The sequence below is a fragment of the Nocardia brevicatena NBRC 12119 genome (genome assembly GCF_000308495.1).
Classification (GTDB): Bacteria; Actinomycetota; Actinomycetes; order Mycobacteriales; family Mycobacteriaceae; genus Nocardia; species Nocardia brevicatena.
The window spans coordinates 139,321-163,785 of record NZ_BAFU01000053.1; the positions used below are offsets into that span (position 1 = coordinate 139,321).

Sequence of the window (24,465 nt, forward strand, 5' to 3'; positions counted from 1 at the left end):
CTGTCGCGGACCTCGCTTGGGCCTCGCTCACGGCGTGCGCCGACCGTATTCGACGAGGGCGGTGACATCCTGTGTTTCCCATCCCTCCCGGGCCACCTGTCGGTAGGCGTCGCGTGCGGCCTCGGTAACCGGCAGCGGCGCATCACCCTCCGCCAGGCCCAAGGCGAGCGTCACATCCTTGACGGCCTGGACGCTGCTGAACCAACCGGCATGGGCGGGGTCGAAGAAACCGTCGATGCGGTTGCGCAGACCCGCCGCCATAAGCGGTGACGCGCGCAATGTGGCAGCCAGGGCCGCGTCGTCGACACCCGCGGCGCGGCCCGCTCGTATCGTCTCGGCGATCGCCGCCAGCTGCACCAGCAGCATCTGGTTGTTCAACAGCTTGAGGACCGCCGCGCTCTCGGGACGGTCTCCCGCGTCGAGCGCCCCGGCGAACCCCTGCCACACGGGTGCCAGCGCCGCACGCGCCGACGCCGGGCCGCCGACGATGAAGGTGGCCGAACCCGATCGGAGCGCCTGCGGTGCGCCGAGGATCGGCGCATCGACGAACCTGTCACCGTACGCGTGCGCAAGAGCGGTGATGACCTCGGGAGCGACGGTCCCCGTATTGACCACCAGGGTCTGCGCCCAACCCGCTCGTGCCTCGCCTTTCGGAGCCGCCACGTCGAGAGTGCTCCGGTCGTCGGCCAGGCAGAGGAAAACGGCGTCACGCTTGTCGCCCACGTCGTCCGGAGAGCCCATGACCCGGGCCCCTTGCTCCTGGAGCGTGCCGGCCCGACCCGGGGTCCGGTTCCACACACTCACGATGTGACCCCTGTCGAGCAACCGCTCGGCGAGCGCGCACCCCATCCTGCCCAACCCGATGATCGCTATCCGCATGGACTGCCCCCTTGCCTGCGCACGAGCGGTGGGACCGCCGGTCTTGTGGGTTACGGCCTACTACCGCCACCCCTGCCTGATCGGCGCGGGTGGTGTCATCGTGAGACACGCACGCGATTTTCCGAGCTCAACATCCATGCCTGCTTCTCCAGTTGGTCGATGATGGTGTGTAGCAGGTCGGAGGTGGAGGGGTCCTCGGCATCGACCTCGTCGTGAACCTCCCGTAGGACTCCCGCGGTGTGACGCAGTTGCGTGGTGATCACGTCCACGATGACGCCGGTGTCCAGTTCGCCCGGGTCGATCGGGGGTTGCTCGGCGGCGGCGACGGTGCGGGGGCGTCCGTCCGGCACCGTGTCGAGTGCGCGCATGCGTTCGGCGATGGTGTCGCTCGCCTCACGGGCCTCGTCGACGATCTCGTCGAGTTGCAAGTGCAGGTCACGGAAGTTGTGGCCGACGACGTTCCAATGCGCTTGCTTGGCGTTGAGGTGGAGCGCGATGAGATTGGCCAGGACGCGCTGCAGGTGGGTGGCGAGTGTGGTGGAGGCGCGGAAACCAGTGGTCGAGTCGAAGCTGGACATCTGTTCTCCTTCGGTACGAGGCGGACCATCCGAGCCACGGGTTCGAGGTGGATTGCCGGGACGAGAAATGCCGGTGGCGGCGAGCGCGGCGCCGATAGTGTGTGGTGACACGCACGTCGATTCCATCGGGAGCGGGTCATATCTGCGACCACCAAAGTCTAGAACGGTGGCGAAAAACCTGAACCCCACCCGGCACCCGATGCGGAATCGCGACGCTTTTTCCGCCCCGCCGTGCTCAGGGGGCCGAAAGCTCGTGCGATGTGATCGAATCTTTGCCGACGGGTGTCGGGGTAGCGGCCGTCATCCATCGGTCGGATATGAGCAGGGGGTATTCGCCGCGTCCGGCCGGTTTCCGATTCCAGCCGATCGATGTCGGCGATGTCGCCGACCGGCTGACCGCCCTGGCCGTCGGCGGACCCGTCGGTCGCGCGCCCGATCTGGGCGGGCCGCAGGTGCGTACCATGCGTGATCTGGCCCGCGCCTACCACTCGATCGCGAAGCGGCGTCGGCCGGTGTTGTCGCCGCGTGTGCCGGGAGCGATCGCGCGCGGCTATACCGACGGGTGGAACCTCGTGCCCGACAACCCCTATGGCACCGTTACATTCGAGCAGTTCCTACTCGACCGGTTCGGGAACGGGGTGCGATGACAGGCCCTCGAGTACTCGTTGCACGGGGGGCATCGGCCGGCAGGCACGCGATCCGAGTCCGGCGGCAAGCCTCGAGCCGGTCTCCTGATCAGTTCGTCTCGTCGAGTCGCACCCGCACCTCGACACGGCCGCGCTCGTCGCGCCGAGCCACCGCGTGTCCGTTTCGGTCGGCCCCGTTCAGGCGCACCGTGATGGGGCCACCCTCTCCGAGGAAATTCCGCCACCAACTCTTCTTGTCCGGCATGGCGACTCCGATGAGGAGCTCGTCCCCGCGCCGCCGGTAGTTCACGGGCGTACTGAATGTCTTGCCGGACCGCCGGCCCGCGTAGGTGATCACCGCGAACCCTTTGGCCATCAGGGACCCGACGACCGGCGCCTCGAGCAGCCCCACCACGCCTGCGTTGAAACCGCGCACGAGCCGAGCCGGTAGTGAGTTCGGTTCCACAGGTTCCTCCCGAGCGGTGCACAGACACGTGGACGACTGTCCATACCTTATCGCCTCGTCGGGCCGGGCGCAGCGGCGAGACCGGCGGGTGCGTAGGGGCGCTCGAATCCGGTCGATCCGCGCGGATCGGCCAGGTCGCGGCGACTCGGTGCTTCGTCGCTCCGGCGCCATCGATACCGTGCACTGGCCGTTGTGGGCGAAAGTCTCGACAGAAGAAGGGCAATGGACAACTCGTCGGCATCGCGGCCGGGCCTGTGCCGGGCCGATCTCGTCCGCCGCGCACCTCCATGCCGGCCGGGGTACCGGGTGGACGGCCGGCATCGTACGGAGACGGGGGTGTCCACGGTTCCCACCGTGGACGCCCGCGATCAGTCCTCCGGCGTGACCAGAATCAGGTTTCCGTCCGGGTCGGCGGCCAGGAAAGTGCGGCCGAAGACATCCGCGATCATCTCGCACTCTACGGCCTCGACGACGCGCAGCGCGATCAGCTGGGCGGCGGTGCCGACAGCCGGCGCGCCCGAGGCAAGGTGGTACCGCGCGGTCGGGCGGTGGACGAACCCCTGCTACCGCTCAGCGCGGTCGTCACCACCGACAGCCGGCCGCCATCCGGGCCTCACGGCGGGACGACGCAGGGTGTCCCGGACGAATACACGTGAATCACGCAGATCACGGCCTCGATCACGGCCCGGAGCGTGTCGAGGGGATAGTAGACGATAGGAGTGGGCACGAGCAGTCCTCCATATCTGCGACGCGAACCCTCCCCATGTGGTGGAGCGCGAGAGTCCGGCGCGCTGTTGCGACGCCGAACGCCCTGGTCTCCGCGGGACCTCGTTCGTGGCCGGGCCTCCGGGACGAGCCGTCCTGTTTCTCCCGGCGCACCGCGGGTACCGCGTAGCCGTCCGATAACACCACCTGCGTAGCGCGGAGGAACCATGCAGATCGGATACAAACTCGCCGCGGAAGCCTTCGGACCCGCCGAACTCGTGCGTCAGGCCATCCGGGCCGAGGAGGCCGGGTTCGACTTCGTGGAGATCAGCGACCACTATCATCCGTGGCTCGACAAGCAGGGTCATTCCCCGTTCGCCTGGACGGTGCTCGGCGCGATCGCCGCGAAGACCGAGCGTATCGGCCTGGCCACCGGTGTCACCTGCCCCACCGTGCGCTATCACCCGGCGATCATCGCCCAGGCCGCCGCTACCCTCGCACTGCTGTCCGAAGGCCGGTTCACGCTCGGTCTCGGTTCCGGGGAGCGGCTCAACGAGCATGTGGTGGGGACGGGTTTCGGCGTCGATGCCGCGGAGCGGCAGCGTATGTTGCGCGAAGCGGTGGAGATCATCCGACTGCTGTGGCAGGGCGGTTACCGGTCCTACGAGGGCCGGTATCTGCGGCTGTCCGCGGCGCGAGTATTCGATTTGCCCGACGAACCGCCGGTAATCGCGATAGCCGCCGGTGGACGTGGGGCGGCCCGGCTGGCGGCCGAGCTGGGCGACGGACTGTTCGCCACCGAACCGAAACCGGCGCTCACGGCGAGCTATCGCGAGGCGGGCGGGAACGGACCCCGCTACGCCGAGGTGCCCGTGGCCTGGGCGCCGGACGAACATACCGCCGCGCAGGCCGCGCTGGAAACATCTCGGTGGGCGGTGACCGGGTGGAAGGTGATGAGTGAGCTGCCCAACCCGGCCAATTTCGCGGCGTCGAGCGGCACCGTGCGCGAAGAGGACATTCTCGACGCCTTCGCCTGTGGCTGTGAGCCGCAGCGTTTTCTCGCGGCCGCCCAGCCCTATGCCGATGCCGGGTTCGATCACCTGGTGATGCAGAACGCCGGGCCCGATCCGGACGGTTTCCTCGACTTCTACCGCGAGCAGTTGGACGAACAGCTGCGGAAGCTGACACCGCAGGCAGTGTGATACGAGGAGGTGCCACCATGGCCGTCACCGGTGTCGACGACGAACTGTGGGACGAATTCCACCGGCTGGTCAATATGCCGTCGCAAGAGTTGCACGACTGGCTGCGCACCGAGGAGGCGGGTGCCGGCGGCCAACCGGAACCGCCGCTCGGCAAGCGAGTGCTGGCGGTCCTCGGTAAGCGGCGCGAAGACCTGGATTCCGCCGATATCCTGGTTATGCGCGAGACGATTGCCGATATATCGGCACTCCGTGCGAAGTGGCCGGACCGAGCCGAGGACCAGGCTCGATGGCGGAGCCGGCTGATGTCGCTCGGACACGACCCGGTACGTGGCGGTGCGGCCCCGATTCGGTCGGGCAAGGCGGAGCAGCCGGCGCCGGTGACCGGGATGAGCAGTGCCGAGGTGGCGCGGCGGCGAGGGCCGTTCGTCTCGCTGTACCTGGACGCCACTCACGATACCGAGGACGCCGCGCGCCGGCAGGAGCTGAGCTGGCGTTTCACCCGGGAACGTCTGGAGCAGGCGGGCGCACCGGATGAGACGGTGGCCTTGCTGGACGACGCGATTACGGGCGGGGAGCCCGTACCGGGCCGGCGCGGTCGGGTACTCATCGCGGATACCGAAGCGGTCCTGGTCGACCAACCGGTGGCCCGGCCACCGGTGCGCGAGATCGTCCGGGTGTCGCCACTGCCGTATCTGTTGCCGCTCATCGAGTACGAGGCCGGCGAGGTGCCGCACGTGGTCGCGGTGGTGGATCGGCTCGGTTCCGAACTGTACGGAGTGGACGCGCACGGGAACCCGGTGGCGGAAACCGTGGAAGGGTCCGGTCATCCGGTGCACAGAGTTCGCGGTGGCGGTTTGTCGCACCTGTCGATGCGGCGGCGGGCCGAGGAGACCGTCCGTCGCAATATCGACGAGGTCGCCGAGGAACTGACCCGCCTGGCGCGGTCCATCCAAGCGGAGGTGGTCGTGCTCTCCGGGGAGGTCGGGGCTCGCACCGCCCTGCGCCGCGCGCTCGGAACCACCACCGCGCGGATCGTCGAAACGGAGGTCGGTGGCCGGGCCGAAGGCATCGATCCCGACGCACTCGACGACCGGGTTCACGACATCGTGGCCGAGGAAGCGCGCCGGCACCGGGACGACGTGGTGGAGCGCTTCACCGCCGAACGGGGTCGCGATCACGGCCTGGCCGTCTCGGGGTTACCCGCCACGGCCTCGGCGCTACTGACGGCCAATACCGACAACCTTCTGGTCAATGCCGAGAAACTCGGCGACCGCACGGTGACCCTGGACCCGGAAGTCCTGCGCGACCCGGACGCGTTCGGCGCCGCGGCTACCGAAGGCGGAACCTGTCGTGCCGACGAGGCGCTCCCCGTGGCCGCGCTGGTCCGTGGCGGCACCGTGACGCCCGTTACGGCCGATGCGGCGCCGATGGACGGCGTCGGAGCGCTGCTCCGGCACGTCTGAACGAATACCCATCAGCAAAGGAGGACACTATGGAGCGAGGCAGCAGTAAGCACGGACCCGCCCGGGACGACGAACTCGCCCACGAACTGCAGGGTACGTTGCGCGGCAACCGGTCCAGCCGGGCCGAGGAATGGCATGATCCGGAGCCCCCTGCCGACGACGACAACATCGTGCAGGAGCGAGTCGACCGAACCGAACGCCCATACCGGTACACCCCGGAGAATCCGGAGTAATACCGCTCACCGCCGGAAATGGTGCGGTGAGCCCGGCGTCATCCGGCGCCGGGGCGGTGCCTGTCGCCGAGTTCAGCCCTGCTCACACAGGCCGCGCGCCTGTTCCATGGTCCGGTAGGCGTCTTCGGCGGCTCGGCGGCCGAGCCCACAGGCCGCGGCCACATCGACCTGCCGGCCCACGGCGGTCTCGATCGTGTCGAGCAGGCGGCGCTGCTCGTCGAGAGTGCGGCTCTCGTGCAGGAACCCGGCGACGAACCTGGTCTGCTCCAGCAACAGCAAACCCGACAGAGGGCGGTAGAACGCCGGCTCGAGCCGCGGTGGCTCGTCCCCGGCGGCGAGCGGCGCGTGCAGGTACTCCAGCGTGCGCCCCTCCGGCCACTTGGCGGCCAGCGCGTTGGCCGGTCGCACCAGTGCACGGGTCGAGCCGATTCCGGTCAATGCCTTGTGCCCGAGGTCGCCCAAGCACAGATGGACACCGAACCGGGTGCCGACCGGGGCCGCCGCGACCAAGCGGTGGACACCGGCCGCTATCCTGCTCGCGACGAGCCCGCCCAGCGGCCCCGACTTGGCGACGAACACCGTCTCCACCGGCAGTTCCAGCTGGAACAGCACGTCATCGCCGGACTCTTTCCGGATCTCGGTGATATCGCGAATGGTGGCCTCGGCGAACGCGTTGCGATGGCCGAACATCCGGGTGGGGCCCATGGCGAACATGGCCAGGTCGAGATCGCCGGGGACGCCCACCTGGAAATCGACCTCGGACAGCTCCGGCCGCTCGCTCTTCAAGCGGTCGAACACCTTTCGGTTGGATTGACAGGTTTCCCTCGCGTAGGTGGCGGTACCCGGCCGCCATGACCGACATCACCGATGCTTCGATACAGCTGCACAGCGCGGTCGGCGGGGTGCGGCCGCCCGTGACGACCGCGGCCGACGAGATCGAGGAGGCGCTGCGACAGGTGCGCGCGGCGCAAGCGGAGTGGGCGCGGGTGCCGGCGGCGCAACGGGGCGCGATGCTGCGCGCGGCGGCGGCCGCCGTGCGGGCCCGGGCCGACGATCTCGCCGCGATACTGGAAGGGGAGACCGGGCGCCCACGCGCGTCGGGGCGGGAGGGAGTCGCGGCGGGAGCCGCGACGTTGGAGCAGTACGCCGAACTCGGACCGGTCCATCGTGGCCATTCGCTGCAGGGCACCCAGGATGCTACCGACCTGATGATCCCCGAGCCGCGCGGTGTGGTGGTCGCGCTGACGCCGTGGAACGATCCGGTGGCCATCGCGTGCGGTCTGCTCGGGGCGGCACTGGTCACCGGGAACACGGTGGTGCACAAGCCGAGTGAGCGGTGTTCCCGCACCGGGATGCTACTGGGCGAACTGATCGCCGACTGTGTTCCGGAAGGCGTGCTGCGGACCCTGCCGGGCGGCGGGGAAGTGGGATCCCTGCTGGCCGCGTCGCCGGAGGCGGACGTGATCGCCCATGTCGGCGGCAGCGACACCGGGCGCCGCCTCGCGGCCGCCGCGGCGCGTACGGGGGCGAAGGTGCTGTTGGAGAACGGTGGTAACGATCCGCTGCTGGTCGACGCGGATGTGGATCCGGGATGGGCCGCCGAACAGGCGGCGCTCGGCGCGTTCGCCAACGCCGGGCAGATCTGCACCTCGGTGGAGCGGATCTATGTCCATTCCGCGGTTGCCGAGCCCTTCGTCAGGGCTTTGTGCGAGCGGGCCGAGCGGTGGAACGCCGACCCGCAGCCATTGGTCGACGCCCGCCATCGGGCCCGGGTGCACGAACATGTCGTCGACGCCGTCGCGGGCGGGGCGCGCGCGCTGGTGGGGGGATACATTCCGGAAGGGGATGCCGCGGTGTACCCGGCGACGGTGCTCACCGACTGCCTGCCGGAGATGCGGGTGCTGCGCGAGGAGACGTTCGGGCCGGTGGCGCCGGTGCGTGTGGTGTCGGATTTCGCGGCGGGCCTGGACGAGGCACGCGCCGACGCCCACGGTCTCGCGGCCACCGTGCTGACCGGTTCGATGGCGAATGCCCAGTGGGCGTGGCGGGCGCTTCCGGTCGGGACGGTGAAGGTGAACGCGGTATTCGGAGGTGCGCCCGGCGGCGCGGCCCAGCCCCGGGGCCGTTCCGGTACCGGGTTCGGCTACGGCCCCGAATTGCTGGACGAGATGACCACCGTCAAGGTTGTGCACGTGGAGAGCCCACCGACGGTCCGCTGATGGTTCGCCGCCGGTTCCGCGGCGGTGCCGTGCCGGTACGACGGCCGGGACGGGCGGAATCGTCATGCGGTGACGACCGGCCCATCCTGATCCCACCCATTACGGCATCTCCTCCGCGATTCGATTGCCGCTTCCGACTCCGGCGTCGGGGAAGCGGCCGATGGGTCATGGGTACTCCTACGCGTGCGTGTCCGGTGCCTCTACCGTCCGGGTATGTCGTGGGATCGTCTCGGGGCGGCTTCTCAGCGGGTCGCGGCGAACCCCCGGAACTTCCTGAGGTAGCCGACCATGCGGCGCAGCGGGACATTGCGTGGCCAGTCGTCCGCCCGGAAGTAGGCGTCCGAACCTCCATCGACGAATATAACGCTGCCGCAGAGGAATTCGGCCGCGGGGGACAGCATCATGGATACCCAGTCCGCGATATGGTCGGGTTTGCCGAATCCCCCGGTGGGTACCGGGAAGGAATTGATGGCCTTGGCCTCGGCCGGGGTTGCGAGCTGTCGCTCGAGCAGCGGGGTGAGGATCGCACCGGGTGCGATGACATTGAGCCGGATGCCCGCGCCCACCCATTCGGGTTTCACCGCATGGCGGCGTACCCAGCGGCTCACCGCGATCTTGGATCCCGCGTAGATGAGCGGGGCCGCGTTCTTGCCGAAGATTTTCGCCGTCCGCACCGCTTTCGCGGTATCTCCCGCGAGAAAGGCCTGGACCATCCGGCCGGGCACGAGCGGTGTGGTGGTGGTCGAGTTGCTGCCGAACACGACCACCCGGGCGGAACCGGTCGCCGCGAGGGCGTCGCGCCAGCCCTCCAGCAATTCGACCACTCCGAGATAGTTCACGTTCGCGATCAGCGGGAGGCGCGCGGGGTCGGGTACCGGGCCCAGCCCGGCGGCCAGAACAGCACCGTCGAGGCGACCATTCGCAGCGGTCCGCACGCCCTCGACGGCGGCGCGTCGGCCCTCCCGCGTCGAGAGGTCGGCGACGATATCGGATTCCTGGATATCCACCCCGATAACCTGATGCCCCTCGGCCGTCAGCTTCTCGGCGACGGCCTTTCCCATGCCGGATGCTGCCCCCGTTACCACGTAGACACCATACTCACTCCCTTCGTCTCATCCTGGAGGATCGCCCATGGCAATCACAGAGGAGTCTGTCAAAAGTCTCACCGTTGCGCACCGGACGCGCTCGCCCTATACGCGCCGCGATGACCGCGGTACTCGGGCGCGGGTCCCACCGGTTGCTCGGATCGGTACCGCGGGAGCATGCGCGTGACTTGCGGCCCGGAGCCGAGCGGAGACATGCGCTCGTGGCGGGTATCGACCCGATGTCATCCTGCCCGGCCCCCAGGGACGAGATCCGACCTTCACCTCGAACCGAGCGACCGTACGCCCGGCGGCGCGTCCTGGGAACCGCGGAGGCCGACGGTGAGAGGGCCGTGGAGCGAACCGTCCCGGGTGGGGGTATCGACGCCGGGCAGCGGTGTCATACGCTGGTCGACGCAGCTGGTTCGCCCGGCACGGTCGTGAGGAGCCCCGAAGACCGGGCCGCGCGTCGAAGCACACCGGTCCGTGGGTCGGGGTGTGAGAGGGAACCCGGTGAGAGTCCGGGACTGTCCCGCAGCGGTGAGTGGGAACGACCGCCGTCATCAGCACTGGGCACATGGGCCTGGGAAGCGACGGCCAGTAGGTTCCGGCGGATGCGCCGGGTGCCCGCGAGTCCGAAGATCTGCCGACTGTGGCGGGCACGCCGTGCCCGTCGGTCCACCGCCTCGGGGAATAGGCGCGTAGATCTTCATGTGTCGCCGTCCGTGCCGCGGCCATGAGGTGTACCCGTTTGCCGGCGGTGGCCCTTCACGCAACAGCACATGGAGACACCGTGACTGCTACTTTCACCGCGACCGTACTGGGCTCACCTCGTATCGGTCCGAATCGCGAACTCAAGAAGGCCGTCGAGGCCTACTGGGCCGGTCGACTCGACCGCGCCGGGTTGGAAGCCGCCGGCGCCGAACTGCGCCGCGCCCAGTGGTCGCAGCTGCGAGAGGCGGGCCTCGACTCGATTCCGGTGGGCACGTTCTCGTATTACGACCACGTCCTCGACACCGCCGTCATGCTCGGCGCACTGCCCGACCGTGTGGCCGGAATCGCCGACCCGCTCGACCGGTACTTCGCGGCGGCCCGCGGCACCGACACCGTGGCGCCGCTCGAAATGACCAAGTGGTTCGACACCAACTATCACTATCTCGTCCCCGAGATCACCCCGTCCACGGTGTTCGCCCTGGACGCGGCAAAGGTCCTGGACGAATTGGCACAGGCCCGGACACTGGGTGTTCCCGCCCGACCCGTGGTCCTCGGCCCGGTGACGTTCTTGCTGCTGTCGAAGGCGGTGGGCTCGGACGCGCCGCTCCTCGACCGGGTCGACGAACTGGTACCCCTGTATGTCGAGCTCTTCGGGCAACTCGCCGCGGCGGGAGCCCAGTGGGTGCAGGTCGACGAACCGGCACTGGTGGCCGACCGGACACCGGAGGAAATCGCGGTCGCCCGGCGGGTCTACGACCGGTTGTCGGCGGTACCGGAGCGTCCGGCGATCCTGCTGGCCTCGTACTTCGGCGGTCTCGGTGACGCACTGCCCGCCCTCGCCGCGACCGGTGTCGAGGGCCTGGCCGTCGATCTGGTCGCCGGATCCGACGCTCTCGCCTCGGTGCCCGCCCTCACGCGCAAACATGTCGTGGCGGGAGTTGTGGACGGACGCAATGTCTGGCGCACCGACCTCGACGCCGCCCTCGGAACTCTCGGCACACTGCTGGGCAGCGCGGGAACGCTGGCCGTGTCGACGTCGTGCTCACTGCTGCACGTGCCCTACACCCTCGACGCGGAGACCGGGTTCGACGCCGCGCTGCGGTCGTGGCTGGCCTTCGGCAGCGAGAAGGTCCACGAGGTCGTCACTCTCGCGACGGCCCTGACCCGGGGTCGAGACGCGGTGGAGGACGAGTTCGCGCGGGCGCGGGCGGCCGCATCCGCGCGGCGTGCCGATGCGCGACTGTATGACGGCACGGTCCGCGCCCGACTGGATGCGCTCACGGGATCGAAGCCGACACGCAGCCCCGCGGCGCAGCGCCGGCGGGCACAGTCGGCACTGCGGTTGCCCGCGCTGCCGACCACGACGATCGGTTCGTATCCGCAGACGGCACAGATCCGTATCGCCAGGGCCGCCCTCCGCACAGGTGAGATCGACGAGACGGAGTACCGCGCGCGCATGCGCGCCGAGATTGCCGATGTGATCGCCTTGCAGGAGGAACTGGGTCTGGATGTCCTCGTGCACGGTGAGCCCGAACGCAACGATATGGTGCAGTACTTCGCCGAACAGCTGGACGGTTTCTGCGTCACCGACAACGGCTGGGTGCAGTCGTACGGCAGTCGGTGTGTGCGGCCCCCGATCCTCTACGGCGACGTACGCCGGCCGGACCCGATGACCGTCGACTGGATCGCCTACGCGCAGTCGCTGACGGACCGGCCGGTGAAGGGCATGCTCACCGGACCGGTGACGATCCTGGCGTGGTCGTTCGTACGCGACGATCAGCCACTGGCCGAATCGGCGAACCAGGTGGCACTCGCCATCCAGGACGAGACGGTCGACCTGCAGGGCGCCGGTATCCGAATCATCCAGGTCGACGAGCCCGCCTTGCGCGAGCTGCTCCCGCTGCGCGCCGTCGACCGGCCCGCCTACCTCGACTGGGCGGTCGGGGCGTTCCGGCTCGCCACCTCGGGGGTCGCCGACTCCACCCAGATCCACACCCACCTGTGCTATTCGGAATTCGGTGAGGTGATCGACGCCATCGCCGAACTGGACGCGGACGTGACATCGATCGAGGCGGCCCGCTCCCATATGGAGGTGCTCGACGATCTGAACGCGGTCGGCTTCGATCTCGGTGTCGGTCCGGGCGTCTACGATATCCACTCTCCGCGGGTGCCGAGCGTGGCGGAGATCGAGATGTCGCTGCGCAAGGCGCTCGAAGCCGTTCCGGCGGAGCGGTTGTGGGTCAACCCCGATTGCGGGCTGAAGACTCGGGGGCGGACGGAGGTCGAAGCATCGCTGCACAACCTTGTGGAAGCGGCGCAACTCGTCCGCGCCGATCTGTGACCTCACCCTGATCGCCACCGGGTGCGGCGCACCGACCGGTGCGCCGCACCCGCGGGTCGATACGAGACAACCCACGGCACTACCGAGGAACCGTGCCGCAAGATCTCGGAACCGGCCTACCGCGGCGGGGCGCTTGTTACGATTCGCCGATGATCTCGACGGTCGTATGGGGGACCGGAAATGTGGGTCGTGCGGCGATTCGCGCGGTGGACGCCCATCCGGAACTCGCTCTGACGGCCGTGCTCGTGCACGACCCGAACAAGGCCGGCCGGGACGCGGGCGAACTCGCGGGTCTGGATCGGGCCCTCGGCGTCGTGGCCGGCGCCGATATCGATGCGGTGCTGGCCGCCCGCCCGGATGCCGTGGTGTACGCCGCATCCGGTGATATCCGCCCGGACGATGCCCTCGCCGATATCGTTCGTGCCGTCGGTATCGGCGCCGTGGTGGTCACCCCCGCGCTGTATGCCCTCTACGACCAGCGCGGCGCACCGCCGGAGATACGGGAACCGGTGTTGGCCGCGATCGAACGGGGCGGTGGTTCGCTGTTCGTCTCCGGTATTGATCCGGGATGGGGCAATGATGTGCTGCCGCTGCTGATCAGCGGCCTCGGCAGTGTCGTGGAGGCGGTCCGCTGCCAGGAGATCTTCGACTATTCGACCTACGACCAGCCCGATTCGGTGCGCTACCTGGTGGGTATGGGACAACCCATGGACGAGCTACCGCCGATGGTGGCTCCGGGGGTGCCGACCATGGTGTGGGGCGGTCAGATCCGGTTGCTGGCCAGGGCGCTCGGTGCCGAGCTCGACGAGGTCCGCGAGACCGTCCAACGGTGTCCGCTGGAGGCCACGGTCGATACCGCGTCGATGGGGAGGTTCGATGCCGGAACGCAGGGCGCCATGCGGTTCGAGGTCCAGGGCATCGTGGCAGGCCGGCCCCGGATCGTCATCGAGCACATCACTCGTATCCATCCCTCGTGTGCGCCGGACTGGCCCGCGCCGCCCAACGGTGTGGGCGCGCACCGGGTGATCATCGACGGCCGGCCGCGGATCGAGGTCACCGTCGAGGCGACCGACGAGGGCGACAACTACGCGGCCGGGGGTAACGCCACCGCCGTCGGGCGGCTCGTCGGCGCGATCGATTGGCTCGTCGCCGCCGAGCCCGGCCTCTACGACGCGCTCGATGTCCCGCTGCGCCCCGCGGTCGGAAAGCTGGGAAGGAATGGTCATGAGAGTTGATATCCCCGAGGGCAAGGACCCCATCGGCTACGTCTGGGGCGAGATGGTGCCCGGGATCGGCGCCGCCGCGTCGAACCTCTCTCTGGCGGTGTACTCGCACACCACCCTCGGACTGCGCGAATTCGAGGCGGCCCGGCTGCGGATCGCCCAGATCAACGGCTGTCTCTTCTGCCTGGACTGGCGCACCGAGCGCGACGGCCGAAAGGTCGAAGCGGGTTTCCTCGACGCGGTAACCGACTGGCGCGAGACCGACGCCCTCGACGAGCGTGCCCGATTGGCCGCCGAGTACGCCGAACGCTATGCCCTCGACCACCACAATCTCGACGAGGATTTCTGGTCGCGGATGACGGCCCACTACAGCCAGGCCGAAATCGTCGAGCTCAGTATGTGCATCGGATCGTGGCTGGCGTTCGGCCGGCTCAATCATGTACTCGGTCTCGACACGGTCTGCGTGCTCCCCGGCCACCAATCCGCCGGCGGTGGATCGTAGGGTTCGGGCAGCGGTCTCGGGTGCGGCGCGGACGCCCATGAATGCCGGTGGGTCCTCGGGGGTGTCGGACCGGTCCCGGACGCCGTATGTCGTCGTGATGGGGGTGACGGGAACCGGTAAGACGACGACGGGACGTCTGCTCGCCACCCGGCTCGGTGTTCCATTCGCCGATGCGGACGATTTCCATTCGCGGGCCAATATCGCCAAGATGACCTCCGGCATTCCGCTGGACGACGCCGACAGGGAGCCCTGGCTCGCATCGGTCGGTTACTGGTTGCGCGACCGCGAGGCGGCGGGAACCGGCGCGGTGGTCGCCTGCTCGGCACTCAAACGGCGCTACCGCGATATACTTCGATCTTTCGTACCGGGAATCTATTTCCTGCACTTGACGGCCGAACGTCCGGAACTGCTCGAGCGGCTTTCTACTCGACGCGGCCATTTCATGCCCGTCTCGTTGCTGGATTCGCAACTCGCCGGGATCGAACCGCTCCAGGAAGGGGAACGCGGCACCGTTGTCCACAGCAGTCGGACGCCCGCCGAGGCCGTCGAGGCGGTCGCCGCTCGCCTCGAGGAACACGCCGCCCCGCCCGACCCCGACTGATATCGGATATCTCCTTCATGATGCCGGGAACCGCATCGCGGCATCACCGGGCGGGCGCCGGCCGTTGCCGAGTGGGGTATCGAGTCGAGGTGGGTGGGAAGCCGATCAGCCGCGCACGGTATCCCGATAGGTGTTCAGGATCCGATGGATGGAAGGGGTGACGTGCAGGTCGCCGTCCAACGGGGCCCAGAGATACCCGGCGTGCGCGCCGAGCACGATAGGACCGAAGATCGCGACGTCCACGGCGAAGTGCAGACGACGCACCGGCTTTCCGGCGGAGGACAGGTAATCGAAATCCCCGATATGGCTGCCGATTCGGGTGACGGTCAACCCGGTCTCCTCGAAGACCCCCCGGATCACCGATCGGGCCACGGACTCCCCCGGGGCCACGGTGGCACCCGGAAGTTTGTGGGTGGGTTGGATGGGCCCCGTCGAATGGGGTTTCAGCAGTAGTACTTCTCCGCCCCGGTCGATGATCGCACCGACCCGTAGGCCGACACCGTCGATCTCGCCACGCGGTAGCGCTTCGTCGAACATGGACGCGGAAATTGTTGGACCCACCACCTTCGATCGGGGTCGATACGCAGTAGCCACAGTCACGGCAATGGTTCGATCATACGGCAATTCTCGAGCATATCCGTGCGGCTTCGCCGAATACGCCGGCTTGTCCGTGAGACCATGACTCGACGGAAGATGCGCGGCCGCAAGGTATTTCACCGCTCTTATGCGGAGTCGTCGATCGGCGGTGCCGACGAGCGCTGATTGCCCCGGGCGCGGAGCGCAGGCGGTTCGTTCAGTTGTTCGCCCGCCGGATGGAACGTTGAACCAGTTGTCTGATACCCGGGAGACCGATGGCCCGGAACATCAGCTCGGCGGCCAGGACATGTGCCCTCGTCGGCGGCGCGAAGCGGCTCATTCCCTTGCGGGCGAGAGCCTGTCGTTTGCGTACCTCGGGGCGCAGCGCGGTTTCCCAGTCCGCCAGCGCCGCGGGGATGTCGTCGTGTGCCGCCAGGGCGGTGCCGAGCCGGTCGGCCCCGTCGAGCGCGAGCGCGGCGCCGTAGCCGGCGAAGACGGTGACGCACCAGGCGGCGTCGCCGAGGAGAACGACTCGGCCCCGGCTCCAGTCGTCCAGCACGATTTGGCTTACGGAATCGAAATAGGCGGACGCGGGGTCGGCCTCGAGTTGGCGGAGCGCGTCGGAGATACCCGCGCCGAGATCTCCGAAGGCCGCGGTGAGCGCGGCGACCGGGCCGCGGGCCAGTTCGGCCTCCGGGGTCGAACTGCGGTAGGTGAAGAACGCCGAGGACCGTTCCGGGCCCAGGTTCATCACTGCCGCTGTCCGTCCGGGGCCGATGAATGTCGTGCCGGCATTCTCCGGCACCTGATCGGATATCCGAGTCAGCGGGAAGGCGCACACCATATGACCCATATCCACCATGGGATCGGTCGCGGCACCGAAGACGAGCTCGCGGGTTCGGGAGTGCAGGCCGTCGGCGCCGACGAGGAGATCGGCCGGTAGCCGGGTGCCATCGCTCAGCGTGATGCGGACCTCGTCGGCATCCTGCGCGATGGTCCGCACGGTGGTGCCGAAACGGATTTCGACACTGTTGGCCACCGCTTCGTACAGCACCGTTTCCAGATCTCCGCGGAAAACGGTCAGCGCCCGAGTGTCGACGGCCGCCTCGGCGACAGCCGCCGGTAGCGTGAGCTTTTCCCGGCCATCGGCATGGACCAGAATCGAGGTGAAGAACCCGATATCACGCGGCGTCAGCGCGGGCAGCAGGCCGAGTCGTTCCGCGGCGTCATATCCCGGTCCGTGCAGATTCACCATATAACCGCTGCTACGACGAGTCTCGGCTCGTTCGACGACGAGCACATCCCAGCCGTGCCGGTGAAGCCTCAGTGCGGCGGACAGTCCGGCGATACCGGCCCCCACGATCACCACTCGCTTCGCTCCTGGCTCGCCGAAACGATACGCCGCATTCTCGATACTCGTCACTGCCGCTCCCGATTCTGTCGTCCTGTACGCGAGCCCACGCCCGCAATGCGTCAACGATAGGTTGACGATTCCCGATACGTCAACCGAAGGTTGACGTCGGGGTTCCTTGGTTGGCTCGGGCACCGCTTCACGGCCGGGAAAGCGGTATCAGCGGCCGTCGGCGAGGTCGAGAAGGCTACTCCTCATATAAGAAGCGGCGTCGGAGATCAGGCAGGCGATGGCCTCGATGACCTCGTTGGGCCGGCCGCCGCGGCCCATCGGTAGGGCAGGGGCAAGGCGGTCGACCCGGTCGGGATCGCCGCCGAGGGCGTGGATATCGGTATCGGCGGGGCTGCCCAGGCCGGCGCAGGTGGCCCGGGTCCGTCCACCCGCCGCACGGACGGTGTGCCCACATCGTCGGCGGCCGTGGCCCGGCTGCGGTGGGTGAGGTGGACGGCGTAACCCTCGCGCGCGAGACGGCGGGCCGCGGCCGGCACCGATACCACGGCTGCCGCCGGTCACCACTACCAGCCCTCGGTCCACCGACGACATCTCCTGAAACAACCGATACGACGGGCCTCACAGTGCGCGCCGGTGGCGGTGCCTCACCGTGCCTCGGCTCGTATCACCTCGGTCGAAGGTGCGAGACGTCCGCGCCGGTCGACCAGGATTACGGCCGCCGCGGCGACCGCGAGCGCCGTACTGCACCACAGCGCCGATACGGGATCCTCGGTGTGGTCGACGGCCAGGCCGGCGGCTGCGGGGCCGAGAACGGCACCGACATTGAAGGCGGTGGTCGCGAGCGCTCCGGCGATACGCGGTGCGCCGGCCGTAGCGGCCTGCACGATCGCTGCGATCAGGGTCGATCCGACACCGAACGCGACCGCGCCTGCCGCCACCGCCATGATCGATATTCCGATGAGCGTGTGCGCAGTCAGTGCGGTGAGCAGCCAGACCCCCACGAGCACGACCGTTCCCGCAGTGAAGATCCGACGGCGGTGGCGGTCGCTGTAACGTCCGGCCAGTGTCACGCCGAAGAACGACCCGATGCCGAACAGGGCCAGCACGATCGGAACCCACCGTCGGTCCGCCTCGGGAATACCGACGGTAATCGTCCTCAGATAGGTGAACCCGGCGAACGTGGCCGCATTGACCAGCACACCGACCACAGCGGCGACACCGACCGGCCGGGCGAGTACCACGGTCCATTCACTCCCCGGCGATGGGCCCCGCCCGTCCGGGCGATCGCCCTCACGCACGTCACGAGGAACCATTGCCCACACCGGCGCGAGCGCCGCTCCGCCGACGATGGCCACGGCCCAGAACGCCGAACGCCATCCCCACAGCTGACCCAGCAACGTCCCGGCGGGCACACCGGCGATACAGGCCACCGTCACCCCGGCCACCACCACCGACGTGGCGCGTCCGACCGCGGCCGGGCCGACCAATCGCGGTAGCGCGGTCAACGCGATGGCCAGAAACCCCGCATTGGCGATCGCCGCCACGATCCGCGTCGCGAGCAATACCGCGAAGCCCGTGGTAACGGCACCGACGATATGAGCTCCACAGAACAACGCCAAAAACGTTGTCATCGAATAGCGCACCGACAATCGACCGGCCGCCATCGCCATCGCCGGTGCCCCGAGCACCATACCGGCCGCGAACAACGACGTCAGCAAACCCGCGGTCCCGATCGAGACCCCCATGTCGGCGGCGATCTGCTCCAGCAGTCCCGACACCATGAATTCGGACGTGCCCTGTGCGAAAACCGCGACAGCCAGCACGAACACCACAATGGGCATAGAAGGACAACTCCCCGGATACAGGGTGTCATCGCGCTGCGCGGCAACACCCGATGGTCGAAGAATCGGGCGAAACCATCGCCCGACAGCAAGAAATCAACCTCGTCCGGCGTTGCGAAATACCCATCCGTTCCCGGCCGCTCGAGGGCCGGCGGGACCCACACTCACAACGCCGCCCGGCACCGAGGCCGGACGGCTACCGTCTGGACGCCTCCGGGGAATTCACGCTCCCACCATAACAACCCATCCTCAACCCGGCATCCGGTTTCCGACCTGCAGCATCGCCGGTCCGCACCCTCGAGGGGCGAGGAGTCCGGTCCGCGGGCCCTACCGCGAACACCGGGTTCCGGGCTACACCGGAAGGTGGGTGAGGCCCGGTACCGTCAGGAACACCCGTCGGCGTACCGAAGGAGTGGCACCGTGAATGGTCCCGGTTACGGTGATCCGCATCAGCTCGTCTCGGCGCCGGTTGTCGTCGGTGTCGACGGCACACCGGCCGCCGACGCGGCGGTGGTCTGGGCCGCCGGGACGGCCACCGACCGCGGACGCGGGTTGCTGATCGCGCACGGAATGGACCTCGCCGGTTTCGCCGCCGGGCCGGTCGGCTTCGGGAACGCGCACGCCGTGCGGGAGGTCGGTGCGCGGATCGTCGCGTCCGCGGCGGAACTGGCCGGGCGTACCGCCCCCGAGGTGCCGGTCGAGACCGAGGTGAGCGCGGCGGAACCGAGCGATCTGCTGGTGGGGCGTTCCGCGTCCGCACACCTGGTTGTGATCGGCGGTCCGGTCGATCGGGCGGGTCTGGGTCGACTCGGCTCGACGATGTACGCGGTCACCGCCCGCGCATACGGTTCGGTGGTGGTGGTACGCGGGGTTTCCGGGCAGCCGTCCTCCGGGCCGGTGGTGGTCGGAGTCGACGGTAGTCCGGTGAGCGATATCGCGGTCGAGGCCGCCTTCCGGGAGGCCGCGTTGCGGGCAACGGACCTGGTGGCCGTATACGCCTGGTCCCACCCCTACGCGGGACGGTTCAGCCGGTTGCTGGAGAGCGTGGAGGGGGCCTTCGACGTCGCCGCTGTCGAGCGGGCGGTCCTCGCCGAGCGATTGGCCGGACGGGGGGAGCGTTTTCCCGAGGTCAGGGTGCGGCGCGAGGTCTCCCGCGGCATACCACGCGAACGGTTGCTGGAGTGGTCGCGTTCGGCGCAGCTGCTGGTCGTCGGAAGCCGCGGCCGCGGCGTTCTGGCCGGCATGCTGCTGGGGTCCACCAGCGGCACGCTGATCCAGCGTGCCGCTGCCCGGTGATGGTGGTGCGTTCTCCGGGCGAGCCCGGTCGTCGACCATGCGGAGGAGCGTAGGCCGATAAGGTTTCTGCCGGTAAGTCCATACCCAAAGGAAAGCTTCGGATATGGAGGGACATTCACGGGCTCGTCGAGCGTGTCGTGGAGCCCGCCACTCCGCCACGGGTCGGCTATGAACTCCCCGAACTCGGTCAGGGACCGACGGAGTCGCTGCGGCGGTTCCTCGACCGGATCCGCCGCCATACGGCAGAGGTCGTGGCCGTGCAGCGCCGCCACGATCGGCAACAGCGATGAGGTAGGGATGCGGTGTCCGAGCCTCGCTTCGAGCGCTACCGGTCGGGCCGAGACTCGACCACCTCGACGAGTTGCTTGCCCAGATTGCCGCCCTCGAACAGCGCGCGCAGGGCGTCCGGAGCGGATTCGAGACCGACGCTCACGGTTTCGGCGACCGTGAGCTCTCCCCGGGTATGCCAGTCGAGCAGTGCCTCGAACGCCTCCGGGAAGCGGTCGACGTAGTCGAGGAAGATGAACCCCTCCATCCGCGCCCGGCCGAGGGCGAGCCGCATGCAGTTGCGCGGGCCGAGCGGCGGGTCGACGCCCTGGTAGCCGGACGCGATGGCACCGCTCAGGACGACGCGTGCGTGGCGTGCCAGATGCGCGAGTCCGTGTTCCAGGATGCGCCCGCCGACACCGTCGAAGAACACGTCGACGCCGTCCGGGGCCAACTCGCGCAGGCGGGCATCGACATCGTCGTTGCGGTGGTCGATCGCGGCGTGGAAACCCGCGTGTCCGGTGGTCCAGGCGCACTTGGCCGGCCCGCCGGCGATTCCGATCACCCTGCAGCCCAGGGCCTTCGCGATCTGTCCCGCCAATGATCCGGTCGCGCCCGCCGCAGCCGACACCAGCACCGTCTGTCCCGGCTCCGGCCGACCCACATCCACCATCCCGAAATAGGCGGTCAGACCGGGTGCCCCGAACAGGCTCAGCATCAATGTCGGAGGTATCCCCTCGGGGACGGCGTTCAGACCGAAGAGTCCTTCGCCGGAGGCGACGACATAGTCCTGCCAACCCACCATGCCGGCGACCCAACCGCCCACCGGATAGTCCCGGTGGTTCGACGACACCACCTGTCCCACACCGCTACCGCGCATCACCGCACCGAGCGGTACGGCGTCGATGTAGTTGTCGGCGTCGTTGAGCCATCCACGTTGAGTGGGATCGATGCCCAGCCAGTGCACCCGCACCAGCGCTTCACCCGGCCCCGGAACCGGTATCGGTGAGTATCGAAATTCGAAGTCCTCGTCCCGCACGCCACCGTCGGGCCGACGCCGCAGGATCCACTGCCGATTGGTCGCATCCGTCACCCGGCCGAGGGTATGCACTGCGCATCGGCTCGATCGAGCCATTTTCCACCGTCTACGCCTGCCCATCCGTGCCGCGGGGAGCGAGCCCGAACAGCGGCTCCGACCTGTTCTACCGGTAGAGTCGGATTTCCGATATCGGCGGGTGCGGGAATCCGGTGGAAATCCGGAACGGTCGCGTCACTGTGACCGCCCTCGCCGGGCGGAAGTCAGACCTCCCCCGCCGCAGTACCTGGAGAGGCCGCGACTTGCCGCTACAGCACCGTGAACGTTCACGTATCCGCACCCCCGTCGCCCTGACGCTGCTCGCTGCCCTGCTGGGTGTCGCCATGGTGACGGCCACGGGCTTCGGCGCCGAGACACTACCGGTATCCGCGGTGGTCGAGGTGTTGGCCCACCGGCTCACCGGTGTCCCGGGTCCGGATCTCGGACTGGACACCGTCGTGTGGCAGCTGCGGGTGCCGCGCACCGTACTGGCCGCGGTTGTGGGGGCCGGACTCGCCTTGGCGGGTGCGGCGATGCAGACATTGGTACGCAATCCACTCGCCGATCCGTTCCTGCTCGGCATCTCCTCGGGGGCGGGGGTGGGTGCCGCGGCGGTTATCACCTCGGGCCTGTTCGCGGGCGCCAGGCTGTGGGCGCTGTCCGGTGGGGCGCTGGCCGGTGCCGCGGTGGCCGCGGCACTCGTATTCGCCGTGGCGGTGGCCCAGGGCGGGCTCACGCCGTTACGGTTGGTGCTCACCGGCACCGTACTCGGCTCGGCGTTCGCGGCACTGAGCAGTTATCTGGTGTATCGCTCGAGCGATCCGGCCGCGGCGCAGTCGGTGTTGTTCTGGCTGCTGGGCAGTCTCGCGGGTGCGGACTGGACGCGTATCGGGCTGCCGGTGGCGGTGGTGGTGTCGGCGGCGTCGGTGTTGGTGGGTACGGCGGGTTGGTTGGATGCGCTACATCTGGGCCCCGATACCGCCGCATCGGTCGGGGTGCCGGTGACGGGGTTGCGGGCCGGGCTGTACGCGCTGCTGGCGGTGTTGGTCGGGGTGCTGGTCGCGGTGTCGGGTGGGATCGGGTTCGTCGGCCTGGTGGTACCACACGCCGCCCGGCTGGTGGTGGGCCCGCGACACCGTGCCCTGTTGCCGGTCTGCGCGCTGGGCGGTGCGCTGTTTCTCGTCGCCGCTGATGCCGCCGGTCGGATATTGGTGCGGCCGAGCGAGATTCCGGTCGGGGTGCTCACGGGTCTTATCGGCGCCCCGGTCTTCCTGATCCTGATGGGTCGTCGTCGCTACCGGTTCGGTGACGCATGACCGCCACCGCGACCACGCCGCGCTTGGACGGGAGCGAGCGTGCCGGGGTGCTGGCGGTAACCGGTTTGTCCTGCGCGGTGGGCCGGCGCGCGGTCGTGACCGGCGTCGAGTTCACCGTCCGCGCCGGGGAGACCATCGGCATCGTCGGTCCCAACGGCAGCGGTAAGACCACCCTGCTGCACGTGCTGGCCGGCGTGGCCGAACCGGTACGCGGCCGGGTGCGGGTCGACGGTCGAGTGCTGCACGAGCTCCCGGCCCGGCGCCGGGCACGGACCGTGGCGCTGGTGGCGCAGGACGAACGCCCACCCGCGGATCTGTGTGCCGGCGAGGTGGTCGCGCTGGGCCGCACACCGTACCTGCCACCGTGGGGCGCCGGTTCCGCGCGGGAGCGACACCTGGTCGCCGAGGCGCTGGCCGCCGTGGACCTGCGCGGTGTCGCCGACCGGTCGGTGCACCGGCTCTCCGGCGGCGAGCGGCAGCGGGTGCTGCTGGCCCGGGCGTTGGTGCAGAACACACCGGTGCTGCTGTTGGACGAGCCCACCAACCATCTCGATATCACCCATCGGCTCGAGTTGTTGGCCCTGGTTCGCGCATTGGACCGCACCGTGGTGCTGGCCCTGCACGACCTCACCCTCGCGGATCGGTACTGCGATCGCGTCCTGGTGCTGCAGGACGGCCGTGCCCACCCCCTGGAACCCCCCGAGGCGGCATTGCGGCCCGAGGTGGTCAACGCCGTGTTCGGTGTGCACGCCACCCGGGTCCGGCATCCGGACACCGGCGAAAACCATCTGCTCATCACTCCTCGGGAGAAGTCGTGAAACCTTCCCTCCGCACGTCGGCCGCCGTCGCCGCGCTGTCCGTCGCCGTCGCCGCGTGCACCGCGACGCCCCCGGTGACCGGTACTCTCACCGTCCGCAACTGTGGTCAGGAAGTGCGCTTTCCCGCGCCGGCTCAGCGGGTGTTCGTCAACGACAGCAATATGATCTCGATGGTGCTCGCGCTCGGTGCGCACGAACAAGTGGTGGCCGTGTCGAGCATGGACAGCGATATCGCGACCCTGCGCAGGCATTACGGCCACGCGGTCGACGGTCTGAACCGGGTGGCGCGCGAATCCCCCTCTCGGGAAACGGTCCTGGCGCAGCATCCCGATGTCATGGTCGCGGGCTGGAACTACGGTTTCGACGAGGCGAAGAACCTGTCCCCGGCCTCCCTCCGCAAGGACGGAATCGCGGCCTATGTGCTGACCGAGAGCTGTCGGCAGCAGGCGGGAGAACGGCCGCGGGGGGTGGTGGAACCGTGGACGGCGCTGCGCGAGGATCTGACCAACCTCGGCGCCATCACCGGACGCGCCGAGCGCGCCACCGAACTGGTCACCGACATCGACCGGCGGCTCGCCGCCCTGGCCGAAGCGCCGAAACCCTCGCGACCGCCGCGGATCTTCCTGTTCGACAGCGCGAGCGACACCATCCTGTCCAGCGGCCGGTTCGGCGGGCCGCAGGCCGTTCTCACGGCCGCGGGCGGGCAGAACGTAACCGAGGACGTCGCCGACACCTGGACCCGCGTCTCTTGGGAACGGCCGGCGTCCGCCGACCCGGATGCGATCATGTTCGTCGACTACCCGCCGCAGTCGTTCGCCGACAAGGTCGCCATGCTGCGTGCCAAGCCCGGTATCAACCGTTTGCGTGCCGTCGTGGAGCAACGCTTCCTCAACCTGCCCTATCCGATGTGGACCAGCGGGCCGCTCAATATCGATGCCGCCGAACAGGTTCGCAAACAACTGGAGCGGTGGAATCTCGTGCCCGCTTCCGATATCGAGCCACGCAGCGACGACGCCATCCGCTGAGGCCGTATCGAGAGCGCCGGCGTCCGGTCGTGATCGGGTCGGGGGATGTGGGCT

Annotated in this window: 24 protein-coding genes and 1 riboswitch; of the genes, 14 read left to right on the plus strand and 10 right to left on the minus strand. The window is 68.8% G+C overall.

From position 1 onward, the window contains the following. Positions 1-27: 27 nt before the first annotated feature. Together ON20_RS12885 and ON20_RS12890 are read right to left on the minus strand one after the other, a co-directional pair. Positions 28-879, minus strand: a complete 852-nt coding sequence (locus ON20_RS12885; RefSeq protein WP_040835512.1) for an NAD(P)-dependent oxidoreductase — start codon at positions 877-879, stop codon at positions 28-30. A gap of 95 nt (positions 880-974) precedes the next feature. Further along, positions 975-1,457 (minus strand): Dps family protein, encoded by a 483-nt coding sequence (locus ON20_RS12890; protein WP_040835514.1) that lies wholly within the window; start codon positions 1,455-1,457, stop codon positions 975-977. A gap of 317 nt (positions 1,458-1,774) precedes the next feature. On the opposite strand from ON20_RS12890, the gene ON20_RS12895 reads away from it, so the two are divergent. Then, complete coding sequence (locus ON20_RS12895; protein ID WP_218002507.1) at positions 1,775-2,104, plus strand: SDR family oxidoreductase; 330 nt, start codon at positions 1,775-1,777, stop codon at positions 2,102-2,104. Positions 2,105-2,192: 88 nt separating this feature from the next. Here the strand turns inward: ON20_RS12895 and ON20_RS12900 are convergent, their stop codons facing one another. Further along, positions 2,193-2,549 (minus strand): nitroreductase/quinone reductase family protein, encoded by a 357-nt coding sequence (locus ON20_RS12900; RefSeq protein ID WP_040835515.1) that lies wholly within the window; start codon positions 2,547-2,549, stop codon positions 2,193-2,195. 932 nt (positions 2,550-3,481) lie between these two features. Here ON20_RS12900 and ON20_RS12910 point away from each other — a divergent pair. From ON20_RS12910 to ON20_RS12920, 3 genes are read left to right on the plus strand one after another with little or no spacing between them, the layout of a single operon-like run. Further along, positions 3,482-4,456 carry a TIGR03557 family F420-dependent LLM class oxidoreductase gene (locus ON20_RS12910; protein ID WP_040835519.1) on the plus strand — a complete coding sequence of 325 codons (975 nt, stop codon included), beginning with the start codon at positions 3,482-3,484 and terminating at the stop codon, positions 4,454-4,456. 17 nt (positions 4,457-4,473) lie between these two features. After that, positions 4,474-5,919, plus strand: a complete 1,446-nt coding sequence (locus ON20_RS12915; RefSeq protein WP_051162328.1) for an Rv2629 family ribosome hibernation factor — start codon at positions 4,474-4,476, stop codon at positions 5,917-5,919. A gap of 29 nt (positions 5,920-5,948) precedes the next feature. Continuing rightward, positions 5,949-6,152 carry a hypothetical protein gene (locus tag ON20_RS12920; protein WP_040835520.1) on the plus strand — a complete coding sequence of 68 codons (204 nt, stop codon included), beginning with the start codon at positions 5,949-5,951 and terminating at the stop codon, positions 6,150-6,152. 72 nt (positions 6,153-6,224) lie between these two features. Here ON20_RS12920 and ON20_RS12925 read toward each other — a convergent pair whose 3' ends face one another. Further along, a complete protein-coding gene (locus tag ON20_RS12925) occupies positions 6,225-6,938 on the minus strand; it encodes a hypothetical protein (RefSeq protein WP_157228821.1) in 714 nt (237 codons plus the stop codon). Between the two features lie 65 nt (positions 6,939-7,003). Between ON20_RS12925 and ON20_RS12930 the strand changes: the two genes are divergently transcribed. Next, positions 7,004-8,371: an aldehyde dehydrogenase family protein gene (locus ON20_RS12930; protein WP_040835522.1), complete on the plus strand. Its 1,368-nt coding sequence runs from the start codon at positions 7,004-7,006 to the stop codon at positions 8,369-8,371. A gap of 242 nt (positions 8,372-8,613) precedes the next feature. Here the strand turns inward: ON20_RS12930 and ON20_RS12935 are convergent, their stop codons facing one another. Continuing rightward, positions 8,614-9,456: an SDR family oxidoreductase gene (locus tag ON20_RS12935; RefSeq protein WP_040835524.1), complete on the minus strand. Its 843-nt coding sequence runs from the start codon at positions 9,454-9,456 to the stop codon at positions 8,614-8,616. A 468-nt stretch (positions 9,457-9,924) separates the two neighbouring features. Beyond that, a riboswitch (cobalamin riboswitch) is annotated at positions 9,925-10,118 on the plus strand. 128 nt (positions 10,119-10,246) lie between these two features. Between ON20_RS12935 and metE the strand changes: the two genes are divergently transcribed. The 4 genes from metE to ON20_RS12955 all read left to right on the plus strand — a co-directional run bounded on the left by metE (position 10,247) and on the right by ON20_RS12955 (position 14,834). Further along, entirely contained in the window at positions 10,247-12,508 is a 2,262-nt protein-coding gene (gene metE, locus ON20_RS12940) for a 5-methyltetrahydropteroyltriglutamate--homocysteine S-methyltransferase (RefSeq protein ID WP_040835526.1), read from the plus strand. Positions 12,509-12,657: 149 nt separating this feature from the next. Further along, positions 12,658-13,743, plus strand: coding sequence for an NAD(P)H-dependent amine dehydrogenase family protein (locus ON20_RS12945; RefSeq protein WP_040835529.1), 1,086 nt, complete (start codon positions 12,658-12,660; stop codon positions 13,741-13,743). Next, positions 13,733-14,233 (plus strand): carboxymuconolactone decarboxylase family protein, encoded by a 501-nt coding sequence (locus tag ON20_RS12950; RefSeq protein WP_040835532.1) that lies wholly within the window; start codon positions 13,733-13,735, stop codon positions 14,231-14,233. The genes ON20_RS12945 and ON20_RS12950 overlap by 11 nt, the downstream gene beginning before the upstream one ends. A gap of 37 nt (positions 14,234-14,270) precedes the next feature. Further along, the gene (locus tag ON20_RS12955) at positions 14,271-14,834 is read left to right on the plus strand and encodes a gluconokinase (protein WP_051162333.1); all 564 of its coding nucleotides are present in this window, start codon (positions 14,271-14,273) and stop codon (positions 14,832-14,834) included. Positions 14,835-14,939: 105 nt separating this feature from the next. On the opposite strand, the gene ON20_RS12960 is transcribed toward ON20_RS12955, so the two are convergent. From ON20_RS12960 to ON20_RS12970, 4 genes are all read right to left on the minus strand, one after another. Further along, positions 14,940-15,395 (minus strand): NUDIX hydrolase, encoded by a 456-nt coding sequence (locus ON20_RS12960; RefSeq protein WP_218002508.1) that lies wholly within the window; start codon positions 15,393-15,395, stop codon positions 14,940-14,942. A gap of 232 nt (positions 15,396-15,627) precedes the next feature. Then, positions 15,628-16,833, minus strand: a complete 1,206-nt coding sequence (locus tag ON20_RS12965) for an FAD-dependent oxidoreductase (protein ID WP_040835534.1) — start codon at positions 16,831-16,833, stop codon at positions 15,628-15,630. Between the two features lie 147 nt (positions 16,834-16,980). Beyond that, positions 16,981-17,355: a Rossmann-fold NAD(P)-binding domain-containing protein gene (locus ON20_RS41010; RefSeq protein ID WP_157228822.1), complete on the minus strand. Its 375-nt coding sequence runs from the start codon at positions 17,353-17,355 to the stop codon at positions 16,981-16,983. Between the two features lie 62 nt (positions 17,356-17,417). Further along, positions 17,418-18,614: a Cmx/CmrA family chloramphenicol efflux MFS transporter gene (locus ON20_RS12970; RefSeq protein ID WP_040835535.1), complete on the minus strand. Its 1,197-nt coding sequence runs from the start codon at positions 18,612-18,614 to the stop codon at positions 17,418-17,420. A 420-nt stretch (positions 18,615-19,034) separates the two neighbouring features. Here ON20_RS12970 and ON20_RS12975 point away from each other — a divergent pair, with 420 nt between their 5' ends. Together ON20_RS12975 and ON20_RS36355 are read left to right on the plus strand one after the other, a co-directional pair. Continuing rightward, the gene (locus ON20_RS12975) at positions 19,035-19,910 is read left to right on the plus strand and encodes a universal stress protein (RefSeq protein ID WP_051162335.1); all 876 of its coding nucleotides are present in this window, start codon (positions 19,035-19,037) and stop codon (positions 19,908-19,910) included. Positions 19,911-20,047: 137 nt separating this feature from the next. Next, on the plus strand, positions 20,048-20,200 hold the full coding sequence (locus ON20_RS36355; RefSeq protein WP_157228823.1) for a hypothetical protein: 153 nt from the start codon (positions 20,048-20,050) through the stop codon (positions 20,198-20,200). Between the two features lie 35 nt (positions 20,201-20,235). On the opposite strand, the gene ON20_RS12985 is transcribed toward ON20_RS36355, so the two are convergent. Further along, positions 20,236-21,270 carry an NADP-dependent oxidoreductase gene (locus ON20_RS12985; RefSeq protein WP_040835608.1) on the minus strand — a complete coding sequence of 345 codons (1,035 nt, stop codon included), beginning with the start codon at positions 21,268-21,270 and terminating at the stop codon, positions 20,236-20,238. 326 nt (positions 21,271-21,596) lie between these two features. On the opposite strand from ON20_RS12985, the gene ON20_RS12990 reads away from it, so the two are divergent. Genes ON20_RS12990 through ON20_RS13000 form a run of 3 tightly spaced genes read left to right on the plus strand, consistent with a single transcriptional unit; the run spans position 21,597 to position 24,411 of the window. After that, the gene (locus tag ON20_RS12990) at positions 21,597-22,568 is read left to right on the plus strand and encodes a FecCD family ABC transporter permease (protein ID WP_051162366.1); all 972 of its coding nucleotides are present in this window, start codon (positions 21,597-21,599) and stop codon (positions 22,566-22,568) included. Then, on the plus strand, positions 22,565-23,386 hold the full coding sequence (locus tag ON20_RS12995) for an ABC transporter ATP-binding protein (RefSeq protein WP_051162337.1): 822 nt from the start codon (positions 22,565-22,567) through the stop codon (positions 23,384-23,386). The genes ON20_RS12990 and ON20_RS12995 overlap by 4 nt, the downstream gene beginning before the upstream one ends. After that, positions 23,383-24,411: an ABC transporter substrate-binding protein gene (locus tag ON20_RS13000; protein ID WP_040835536.1), complete on the plus strand. Its 1,029-nt coding sequence runs from the start codon at positions 23,383-23,385 to the stop codon at positions 24,409-24,411. Before ON20_RS12995 ends, ON20_RS13000 begins: the two co-directional genes overlap by 4 nt. Positions 24,412-24,465: the final 54 nt, after the last annotated feature.

What these genes read in the sequence shown, in the direction of transcription:
- ON20_RS12990 (WP_051162366.1), top strand. Translation starts at nt 21,597, where the DNA reads ATGGTGACGGCCACGGGCTTCGGCGCCGAGACACTACCGGTATCCGCG.
- ON20_RS12915 (WP_051162328.1), top strand. Translation starts at nt 4,474, where the DNA reads ATGGCCGTCACCGGTGTCGACGACGAACTGTGGGACGAATTCCACCGG.
- ON20_RS12890 (WP_040835514.1), bottom strand. Translation starts at nt 1,457, where the DNA reads ATGTCCAGCTTCGACTCGACCACTGGTTTCCGCGCCTCCACCACACTC.
- ON20_RS12995 (WP_051162337.1), top strand. Translation starts at nt 22,565, where the DNA reads ATGACCGCCACCGCGACCACGCCGCGCTTGGACGGGAGCGAGCGTGCC.
- ON20_RS12955 (WP_051162333.1), top strand. Translation starts at nt 14,271, where the DNA reads ATGAATGCCGGTGGGTCCTCGGGGGTGTCGGACCGGTCCCGGACGCCG.
- ON20_RS12895 (WP_218002507.1), top strand. Translation starts at nt 1,775, where the DNA reads ATGAGCAGGGGGTATTCGCCGCGTCCGGCCGGTTTCCGATTCCAGCCG.
- ON20_RS12945 (WP_040835529.1), top strand. Translation starts at nt 12,658, where the DNA reads ATGATCTCGACGGTCGTATGGGGGACCGGAAATGTGGGTCGTGCGGCG.
- ON20_RS12885 (WP_040835512.1), bottom strand. Translation starts at nt 879, where the DNA reads ATGCGGATAGCGATCATCGGGTTGGGCAGGATGGGGTGCGCGCTCGCC.
- ON20_RS12950 (WP_040835532.1), top strand. Translation starts at nt 13,733, where the DNA reads ATGAGAGTTGATATCCCCGAGGGCAAGGACCCCATCGGCTACGTCTGG.
- ON20_RS12970 (WP_040835535.1), bottom strand. Translation starts at nt 18,614, where the DNA reads ATGCCCATTGTGGTGTTCGTGCTGGCTGTCGCGGTTTTCGCACAGGGC.
- ON20_RS12910 (WP_040835519.1), top strand. Translation starts at nt 3,482, where the DNA reads ATGCAGATCGGATACAAACTCGCCGCGGAAGCCTTCGGACCCGCCGAA.
- ON20_RS12920 (WP_040835520.1), top strand. Translation starts at nt 5,949, where the DNA reads ATGGAGCGAGGCAGCAGTAAGCACGGACCCGCCCGGGACGACGAACTC.
- ON20_RS12930 (WP_040835522.1), top strand. Translation starts at nt 7,004, where the DNA reads ATGACCGACATCACCGATGCTTCGATACAGCTGCACAGCGCGGTCGGC.